We start from the raw sequence: 9022 nt of genomic DNA, 5'->3' as shown, positions 1-9022 counted from the left end.
CGTCTGCGGCGGTGGTTATTCGAAGATCAGCGCCACGCTGTTTGGCTGCGCCGCGGCGCGCAACAAAGGCACTTGCGCCAACCGGCAGAACATCCGCGTGGAGACCCTCGACGGCATCGTGCTGGCGGGGCTGAAGCACCGGCTGATGGATCCGGATATATTTAAGGAATTCGCCACCGCCTTCATCGCGGAACGCAACACCATCCTCGCGCAGCAGAACGCACATTACGAGACGGCCAAAACCGAACTCGGCCGGGTCAAATCACGGCAAAAAGTTTTGGTGCAGGCTTTGATGGACGGCATGCCGGCGCGCACGGTTAAGGACGAGATGATTGCCCTGGAAGCCCGCGAAGATGAGCTGAACGCCCTGCTCGCCAACCAGCCCGCCCGTGAGCCGGCGCTGCATCCCAACCTTGCGGAAGTTTACCGCGAGAAGGTTGCGGCGCTGCACACCGCGCTGGCCGACCCGGCAACCAAGGACGAAGCCTTCAGCATCATCCGCACGTTGATCGACGAGGTTCGTCTGATCCCTGAGAACGGCGCGCTTCGCGTTGAGATCCGCGGCGCGCTGGCGGGAATCCTGGCCTTATCGGCCGCAAACGACAAAACCGCCCGTGTTTCCACGGACGGTTCTGTTTCTGTTCTGGTTGAGCAAATCAAGATGGTTGCGGGGGCACGCAGCCGGCGACGGCATATCACGACCTTGCCCCTAAATTGACCATTTTGGTCTTCGACGTCGCTTCATCGCCAGGAGTCAGATTAGAGTTTTCCCCGCCGTCTGGGGTTACTCTTGCAGCCTGTAGCCCACGCCAGGTTCGGTACTCAGCCGCGCGGAGAAACTCGCACCGAGCTTCTTGCGCAGTTGGCCAATATAAACGCGCAAATAAGCGACATCCTCCGTATGTGCCGGCCCCCACAGCGCGGTCAGAATTTGCCGGTGGGTCAACACACGCCCCCGGTTGCGCGCCAGCAGAAGCAGCAACTCATATTCGCGCCGGGTAAGTGTCAGTGCCTCGCCATGCAGCGCCGCTTTCGCACTGGCTGGGTCAATGACCAATCCGTCGAATTCAAGCGGCTGGCTGCTAACCTCCGGCTGCCCTTTATGGCGCAGCGCGGTACGGATGCGCGCCAGTAGTTCACCCAGGCCGAAGGGTTTTTCCACATAGTCATCCGCGCCCGCGTCCAATGCTGCAATCTTCTCCGCCTCACGGTCACGCGCGGATAGAATGATAACCGGCACGCTGGAAAATTCGCGCAGTTTTTGCAGCACGGCATGGCCGTCCATGTCCGGCAGGCCAAGATCCAGCAGCACGAGATCCGGCGCGTTCGCCGCCACGGCGCGCAGCGCCGCCTCGCCGCGCTCCGCCCGCAATGGCTCAAACCCCGCCGCCTGCAGCGCCGGTGCGAGAAAGCGGTGGATCTGCGGCTCGTCGTCCACCACCAGAATACGGCCTGATGCAATACTCATGCGGCGGGCAACTCCACGGTGATGATAGTGCCGGGAAGCCCGTCAGCGGGGAGATCAAGCCGCGGGCTTTGCGCCATGATACTCCCGCCCATCGCCTCGGTGAACGCCTTGGCAATGGCGAGGCCGAGCCCCGTGCCGGGGGCCACGCGGTCCCCCCTGGTAGCACGGAAGAAACTGTCAAACACCGCCTCCAATTCCCCCGGCGGAATACCTACCCCCTCATCAGACACCGCAAGCCGCACCTTCTCTCCCCGCCGTGCCGCCTGGATGGCGACGCGGCTCCCGGCCGGCGCGTATTTCATCGCATTGTCGAGGATATTCACCACTACCTGTTCCAGCAGCACCGGGTCCGCCAACACATGGCTGGCATCAGGCGCAATGTTAACGCCAGTGTATTGCGCCCCGGGAATGCGGGCAATCGCCGCCTCCACCAATTCGGCCAGGCGCAACCTCTCCCGCCGGACCGTAAGGCCACCTGCCTCCACCCGCGCCATATCCATGATATTGGAGAGAAATTTCGTCATGCGCGCGGTGTCCTCGATGATGCTGGTAAGGAGATCAGCTTGGATCGCCGGAGCCAGTGCCGTGCCGGACTGGGCCAGGGTTTCCGCGGCGCCACGAATAGCAGTGAGTGGCGTGCGCAGATCGTGGCTGAGCGAGGAAAGCAGGGCGTTGCGCAGTTTCTGGCTATCCTCCTGGGCCTGGGCGCGGGCGGTCTGCATCGCAAGACGCGCGCGTTCCAGCGCCATCGCGGCTTGCCCCGCCAGTGTCACCAGGGTTTGTGCAAGCGGCGGAGGGGGCACGGTTTTTGGCCGCCCGCCAAGCACACCCGTAACCGTGCCATTGGTATGCAGGGGCAGGAATCTCCAAGGCACGGATGGCAACGTGGTGGTTCCGATCCCGGTTTCCATGTCGTGGCTATAACACCACTCAGCCGCCGCTTGCGCCGCTTCATCCAGCACCGCTTCCGCCGGTACGCAGACTTCCATCTCCAACCCGTTCACGCCCTGCAACAGCACAATCCCCGCGCCAGTCATTGAGGCGGCTTCCTCCGCCGCGCCGCGCAATACATCGGAAAAGGTGGCGGCGCGCGAGAAGCGCTGACCAAACAGCGAGATGCGCCGCAGCGCTTCCACACGCGCTGCGGAAGAGACGGCCTCGAGCCGTACCCTTCCGGCGAGCGTGCCGGTAAGCAGCCCTACCAGGAGAAACACCAGCAGGGCCACAAGGTCCTGCGGGTCCGAAACGGAGAAGGTGTAGAGCGGCGGCAGGAAGAAGAAATTCCACAGGAAAAAGCCGATGATGGCCGTAAACAGTCCGGCATTGCGGCCAGAGCGGCTCGCCATGGCGGCGATCAGCCCGGTAAAGATCAGCCCCATGGCCTCCTGCGGTAGATAAGACTGTGCGGCGATGCCACCGAGCGTGACCGCGCCCAGCAGCACGCCGGCAAGCACATAGGGCTCCCAGTTCCGCGGGGGGCGCGGCGCCGCGGTGAGCGGTGGCGGGGCGGCCGGCAGCGGCACGAGATGCAGGGTGAAGGCCGTGGCCCGGCGTGTCAGCGACTCGGTCAGCCGCCGCCGGGGCCGCCAGCGGGCCGCGTCACGGCCCAAGACGATATGCGTGATGTTATTAGCGGCGGCATAATCCAAAACGGCTTGGGCCAGATCGCGCGCATTTACGGTGACCGCCATGCCGCCAAGCTGCACGGCAAGATCGAGCGCGGCTTGCACCCTGGTGTTGTCATCGCCCCCTTCGGCATGGAACGCCACCAGCGGCGCCCGCAGCGCATCGGCCAGCCGCGCCGCATGCCGCACCACGTTCTGTGCTGACAGATCGGGCCCAACCAGCGCCAGCACCTTCTCGGCGACCGGCCAGGGGCCAGGAATGGCGGAGAGGCGCATATAGCTGGCCACGTCCCTGTCGATACGCTGGGCGGCGCGGCGTAGCGCGATTTCGCGCAGCGCGCCCAGATTGCCCTCGCGGAAAAAGCCATCCAGCGCGCGCAGGGCCACATCCGGCCTATAGATATGCCCCTCCTCCAACCGGGTTCGCAATTCGGCTGGTGGCAGGTCGATCAGCTCGATCTCGTCGGCCAGATCCAAAACCGTGTCCGGAAGGGTCTCGCCAACACGCACGCCGGTGATGCGTGCTACCTGATCGTTCAAACTCTCCAGGTGCTGGACGTTGAGCGTGCTCCAGACATTGATGCCCGCTTCCAGCAATTCCTGCACATCCTGCCAGCGCTTGGCGTGGCGCAGGCCGGGCGCGTTGGTGTGTGCCAACTCATCCACCAGCAGCAACTGCGGGTGGCGGTGGAGCGCGGCGTCAAGGTCGAACTCCTCCAGGCTCTGGCCGCGATACGGCACCGGCTGGCGCGGCAGCGCTTCCAGTTCACCAAGCTTTTCTGCGGTGCCAGCACGGCCATGGGTTTCGATGAGCCCCGCCACCACGTCCACGCCCTTTTGCTGCTGGGTATGCGCAGCATCGAGCATCGCCCAGGTTTTACCCACACCCGGCGCCGCGCCGAGAAAAATTTTCAGATGCCCGCGCCCGGCCTGGCGCAGGCTGGCGATCAGCGCGTCGGGGTCGGGGCGTGGTTTTTCCATAGGGTTTTATGATGCCGTGAGCCGGTCCAGCGCAAGGTTCAGTTGCAGGACATTCACATGCGTCGTGCCGACAATGCCCAGTGTGGCGTGGTGGGTCATCCGTTTGACAAGGCCGATCACCTCATCGGCCGGTAATTGCCGCGCAGCAGCCACGGCCGGGGCCTGACGCAGGGCATTGGCGGCGGAAATATCCGGATCCAGCCCGGAGCCGGAAGCGGTAACGGCATCGGCGGGCACCTGGCCGGGACCAAATGCCTGCCGGTACGCCGCGACGCGGGCCTGCACGGTTTTCAGCAACGCCGCACTGGTGGGCGCTAAATTCGAGGCGCCAGAGGTGCCGGCATCATAAGCTGTGGCCAGCGCCGAGGGACGCGGCTGGAAGTATTTTGGTGAGGTGAAGTTTTGTCCGATCAGAGCCGAGCCGATAATCTCGCCGTTCTGGCGGATCAGGCTGCCATTGGCCTGATAAGGCAGCGCAAGCTGCATGGCGCCGGTAAAAATCTCGGGCAATATGAAGCCGGTTAGCACGGTGAAGAAGATAACCAGCGAGAGCGCCGGGCGGAGTTCACGGAAGAACATGGCGAGATCCATTATGAAAAAATATTGAACATTCCCAGAAGCATGTCGATTATCTTGATGCCGATGAATGGTGCTGCGATGCCGCCGAGCCCATAGATGAGCAGATTGCGCTTGAGCAGAGCCGCCGCCCCGATGGCACGGAATTTTACCCCGCGCAGCGCCAGCGGCACCAACGCCACGATGATCAGCGCGTTAAAGATGACCGCTGAGAGAATCGCGCTCTCCGGCGTGCGCAGCTGCATGATGTTGAGTGCGCCGAGTTGCGGATAGGTGCCCACGAAAATCGCCGGGAGAATGGCGAAGTATTTGGAAATATCGTTGGCTATCGAAAACGTGGTGAGCGCGCCGCGGGTGATGAGCAGTTGCTTGCCGATTTCCACGATCTCGATCAGTTTGGTCGGGTCGCTGTCGAGATCGACCATGTTGCCCGCCTCGCGCGCGGCCTGCGTGCCGGTCTGCATCGCCACGCCGACATCGGCTTGCGCCAGCGCCGGAGCATCGTTGGTGCCATCACCGCACATGGCAACCAAACGTCCTTGCGCCTGAATTTTCCTGATATAATCAAGTTTGTCCTGCGGCGTGGCTTGGGCGATGTAGTCATCAACCCCCGCCTCGGCGGCGATTGCAGCGGCGGTAACACGGTTATCGCCCGTGACCATGACCGTGCGGATACCCATGGCCCGCAACGCGGCGAAACGCTCCTTGATCCCGGGTTTGACAACGTCCTTCAACTCGATGACCCCGAGCAGGCGGCCGTTCGCCGAAACCGCCAGCGGCGTTGACCCGGCGCGGCCGATGCGGGCCACGGCCTCGTTAAAACCGGTGTCACCAGTGACGTTAAGCGCCTTGAGCAAGGAATCCACAGCTCCCTTGCGGTAGGTTCCGCCGTTGAAATCCACGCCCGACAAGCGGGTATTGGCGGAGAACGGAATGACCGTTGTTCCATCCGGGGTTTCCGGCGCGATCTGGTAGCGCTCGCGCGCCAGGCTCAGGATCGAACGGCCCTCCGGCGTGTCATCGCCCAGGCTGGCCAGGGCGCAGGCTTGCGCCAGTTCGCGCTCGGCGACCCCAGCGGCGGGGTAGAAGCCTGAAGCCATGCGGTTGCCGAAAGTGATGGTGCCGGTTTTGTCCAGCAATAGCGCGTCCACATCGCCCGCCGCCTCCACCGCGCGGCCGGAGGTGGCGACGACGTTGAAGCGCACCAGCCTGTCCATACCCGCGATGCCGATGGCGGAGAGCAAACCACCGATGGTGGTGGGGATGAGGCAGACAAGCAAGGCCGCCAATACGGGGATGGTGAATTTGGTGCCCGAGTAACTGCCAAAGCCAACGAGCGTGACGACTGCAATGAGAAAAATAAGCGTGAGACCCGCGAGAAGAATATTCAACGCAATCTCATTAGGCGTCTTGCGCCGCGCCGCGCCTTCAACCAGCGCGATCATACGGTCAAGGAACGTGGCGCCCGCATCGGCGGTGATGCGCACCACCAGCCAGTCAGAGACAACCAGCGTGCCGCCGGTCACAGCCGAGCGGTCACCGCCGGCCTCGCGCACCACCGGGGCGGACTCACCCGTCACAGCACTCTCATTCACGCTGGCCACCCCTTCGATGACCTCGCCGTCAGAGGGGATCAAATCTCCAGCCTCGACCAGCACCACATCCCCGCGATACAGATCAGGCGCATGCGTGGGCTTGTAGAGGGCGCGGTCGTGCGAATCGAACAGGAGCTTCGCCATCGTGTCGGAGCGGGCATGTTTGAGGCTTTCAGCGCGAGCGCGGCCTCGCCCCTCCGCCACCGCCTCCGCGAAGGTCGCGAAGATTACGGTCAGCCAAAGCCAGATGGCGATGACGAGCGCAAACCCAAACGGGTGACGCGTGACGATTGCCTCGACCGCGGTCACGCTGACCAGCGCTGCCACGATTTCGGTGACAAATATCACCGGATTACGGGCCAGGGAGGCTGGATTGAGCTTCAGCAGGGAATCCAGCGCGGCGCGGTGGATAATTCCCGCATCGAACAAGGAGATCGTTTCAGCTTTTGCCATTTTAGAAGGTCTTTCCAGCATGGAGAAGAAAATGCGCAGCGAGTGGTCCCAGCGTGTCCGCCGGCATGAATTGTAACCCGCCCAGGATGACGATGACGCCGATGAGCAGCCCAACGAACAACGGCCCTGTGGTGGGGAACGTGCCGGCACTCTCGGGAAGTTTCGGCTTGGCAGCAAGCGAACCGGCGATGGCCAGGACCGGCACCATGAAAGCAAAGCGCCCAAACAGCATGGCGGCACCCAGTCCGTAATCGAGCAGAGGCGTGTCAGCGGAAAGCCCGGCGAAAGCACTGCCGTTATTCTCCGTGCCCGAGGTCCAGGCATAAAGCATTTCCGTCAGCCCATGCGGCCCGGCATTGCCGAGCGAGGCGACACCCGAAGCCGTGACCAATGAAAAACCAGCACCCGCCAGAATGAACAAGGTGAGGATCAGCACGCCGAGCATCGCAAGTTTGACCTCTTTGGCCTGCACCTTTTTGCCGAGATATTCCGGCGTTCGCCCGACCATAAGCCCCGCGACGAAAACCGAGAACAACGCAAAAACGATAATAGTATAAAAGCCCGAGCCAGCGCCACCAGGCGTAACCTCGCCCAGTTGCATGAGAAACAGAGGCACGGCACCGCCGAGCGGCGTATAGCTGTCGGTAAAACTATCAACTGCACCGGTCGAGGTACCGGTGGCAGAAACATTGAAGGTGGTGGAAGCAGGAATTCCGAAACGGATTTCCTTGCCTTCCCAGTTTCCTCCCTGCGCGGCCACGCCAGCGGCAATGTGCAGCGGGTTGCCCGCCGCCTCGGCTGCGTAGGCGCCAACGCACCCCAAAGCGAGGGCGATCGCCATAGCCGCCATCAACGCACGGCCTTGCGCTTTGTCTTTCACCATATGGCCAAAGGCAATCGGCATGGCAAAACCGATGACCAGGAGCAGGAAGTTTTCGAACAGGTTGGTCCAGGCATTCGGGTTCTCAAATGGATGGGCCGAATTGGCATTGAAAAACCCGCCGCCGTTGGTACCGAATTCCTTGATCGCCTCCTGGAATGCCACGGGGCCGACGGCAATGGTTTGCGAGCCGCCATCCAGCGTGTGGGCGGTGATGAACGGCCCAAAGGTCTGCGGCGAACCAGCCAGCACCAGCAGGGTTGCCGCAATAATGGTGACGGGCAACAGCGCATACAGCGTGATACGCGTAAGGTCAGTGTAGAAATTGCCTATGGATTTCAGCCCGCTACCGGTAAAGGCGCGCATCACCGCGGCGGCGACAGCGATTCCAGCAGCGGCGGAGAGGAACATATGTACGGCCAGCCCGAACATTTGCGCGCCGTTGGATATTTGCGCTTCAGGCACATAGGCTTGCCAGTTGGTGTTGGTGGCAAAACTAGCTGCGGTGTTGAACGCCAGGCGCGGCGCCATGCCGGTGATATGTTGCGGATTCATTGGCAGATAATATTGCAGCCGCAAAATTGCGTAGAGCAAAAAGAAGTGGATCACACTGAGCAGCAGCAGTGCGATGGCGTAATCCTGCCAGCGCATGGCGCGCGTTTCATCGACCCCTGCGAGCCGGTAAATACCAACCTCAACCGGGCGCAGCCAAGTCACACGACCCTCGAATATCGCCGCCAGATAGCAGCCTAGTGGAAACGCCGCTCCCAGCACAAGCGCGAAAACCAACGCGATGTAGAGTAAACCCTGAATTGTCATGGCAGCGGAGCCTTCAAAAATCTTCTGGACGCAGCAGCGCCCAGACAAGATAAATCAGCAGCCCGGCCGAGACCGCGCCACCCAGTACCAGATCCAACATCAGACGTGCCCGCAAGCTGGAACATAGCACAGCAACAGCAAAAATATGGTGAAACCAAAAAAAATAGCAATAAAATCGTTCATTGAAAGTCCCCCTTCATCCAGCAAGGATGCTCCACTATGCATAAAGATCCTATGTGGAAAAAAATGCCGGGCATAAAGAAGACATAAAGTTTAGAAACCACACGGCCCCAACATCCCACAGCTAAGCTGCTCTTGCCGAATGTATACTGCCTGTGACGATGCACTCTTGAGTCTGACTTTAAGAGCGCCGCAAGCGGGCGGGCATGGCGATACAACGCTGACCAATGTCCAACGCAAGATCGCTCGCATCAATGGCGCGCGCTTACTGGGGATTTTGGCCTATGCTCCTTCTTCCCCCACGAACCACAAATGGCGGCAGGCTGAACTGGCCCTATGCCGCTCGGACCTCCTTGCTCAGCAGCAGATCAACCCAAACTAGCCGCTATTATTCACGAAGCTGTTTTGGTTTGATTTCTTTGGCCATCCCTGCACAACCGCACAT

General features: G+C 61.6%; 6 protein-coding genes and 1 pseudogene. 1 reads left to right on the top strand and 6 read right to left on the bottom strand.

The window, feature by feature from the left end:
* Positions 1-718 (top strand): annotated as a pseudogene (locus tag QQJ84_RS18985) (recombinase family protein); the annotation flags it as partial.
* A 66-nt stretch (positions 719-784) separates the two neighbouring features.
* On the opposite strand, the gene QQJ84_RS18980 reads toward QQJ84_RS18985, so the two are convergent.
* From QQJ84_RS18980 to kdpF, 6 genes are read right to left on the bottom strand one after another with little or no spacing between them, the layout of a single operon-like run.
* Entirely contained in the window at positions 785-1468 is a 684-nt protein-coding gene (locus tag QQJ84_RS18980; RefSeq protein ID WP_284259904.1) for a response regulator transcription factor, read from the bottom strand.
* Entirely contained in the window at positions 1465-4074 is a 2610-nt protein-coding gene (locus QQJ84_RS18975; protein ID WP_284259903.1) for a sensor histidine kinase, read from the bottom strand. Before QQJ84_RS18975 ends, QQJ84_RS18980 begins: the two co-directional genes overlap by 4 nt.
* 6 nt (positions 4075-4080) lie before the next feature.
* A complete protein-coding gene (kdpC, locus tag QQJ84_RS18970) occupies positions 4081-4653 on the bottom strand; it encodes a K(+)-transporting ATPase subunit C (RefSeq protein WP_284259902.1) in 573 nt (190 codons plus the stop codon).
* A gap of 11 nt (positions 4654-4664) precedes the next feature.
* Positions 4665-6698, bottom strand: coding sequence for a potassium-transporting ATPase subunit KdpB (gene kdpB, locus QQJ84_RS18965; RefSeq protein WP_284259901.1), 2034 nt, complete (start codon positions 6696-6698; stop codon positions 4665-4667).
* A 1-nt stretch (position 6699) separates the two neighbouring features.
* A complete protein-coding gene (gene kdpA, locus QQJ84_RS18960; RefSeq protein ID WP_284259900.1) occupies positions 6700-8397 on the bottom strand; it encodes a potassium-transporting ATPase subunit KdpA in 1698 nt (565 codons plus the stop codon).
* Between the two features lie 13 nt (positions 8398-8410).
* The gene (gene kdpF, locus QQJ84_RS19545; protein ID WP_408862247.1) at positions 8411-8497 is read right to left on the bottom strand and encodes a K(+)-transporting ATPase subunit F; all 87 of its coding nucleotides are present in this window, start codon (positions 8495-8497) and stop codon (positions 8411-8413) included.
* Between the last annotated feature and the right edge of the window lie 525 nt (positions 8498-9022).

Origin of the sequence: Acidocella aquatica, from assembly GCF_030160635.1 — a bacterium.
Lineage (GTDB): Bacteria > Pseudomonadota > Alphaproteobacteria > Acetobacterales > Acetobacteraceae > Acidocella > Acidocella aquatica.
Note: the sequence above shows the minus strand (reverse complement) of the source record. Positions and strands in the feature narration are given on the sequence as shown.

Excerpts from the sequence above, each read along its gene's own strand:
- QQJ84_RS18980 (WP_284259904.1), bottom strand. The coding sequence starts at position 1,468 with ATGAGTATTGCATCAGGCCGTATTCTGGTGGTGGACGACGAGCCGCAG.
- QQJ84_RS18975 (WP_284259903.1), bottom strand. The coding sequence starts at position 4,074 with ATGGAAAAACCACGCCCCGACCCCGACGCGCTGATCGCCAGCCTGCGC.
- kdpC (WP_284259902.1), bottom strand. The coding sequence starts at position 4,653 with ATGTTCTTCCGTGAACTCCGCCCGGCGCTCTCGCTGGTTATCTTCTTC.
- kdpB (WP_284259901.1), bottom strand. The coding sequence starts at position 6,698 with ATGGCAAAAGCTGAAACGATCTCCTTGTTCGATGCGGGAATTATCCAC.
- kdpA (WP_284259900.1), bottom strand. The coding sequence starts at position 8,397 with ATGACAATTCAGGGTTTACTCTACATCGCGTTGGTTTTCGCGCTTGTG.
- kdpF (WP_408862247.1), bottom strand. The coding sequence starts at position 8,497 with ATGTTGGATCTGGTACTGGGTGGCGCGGTCTCGGCCGGGCTGCTGATT.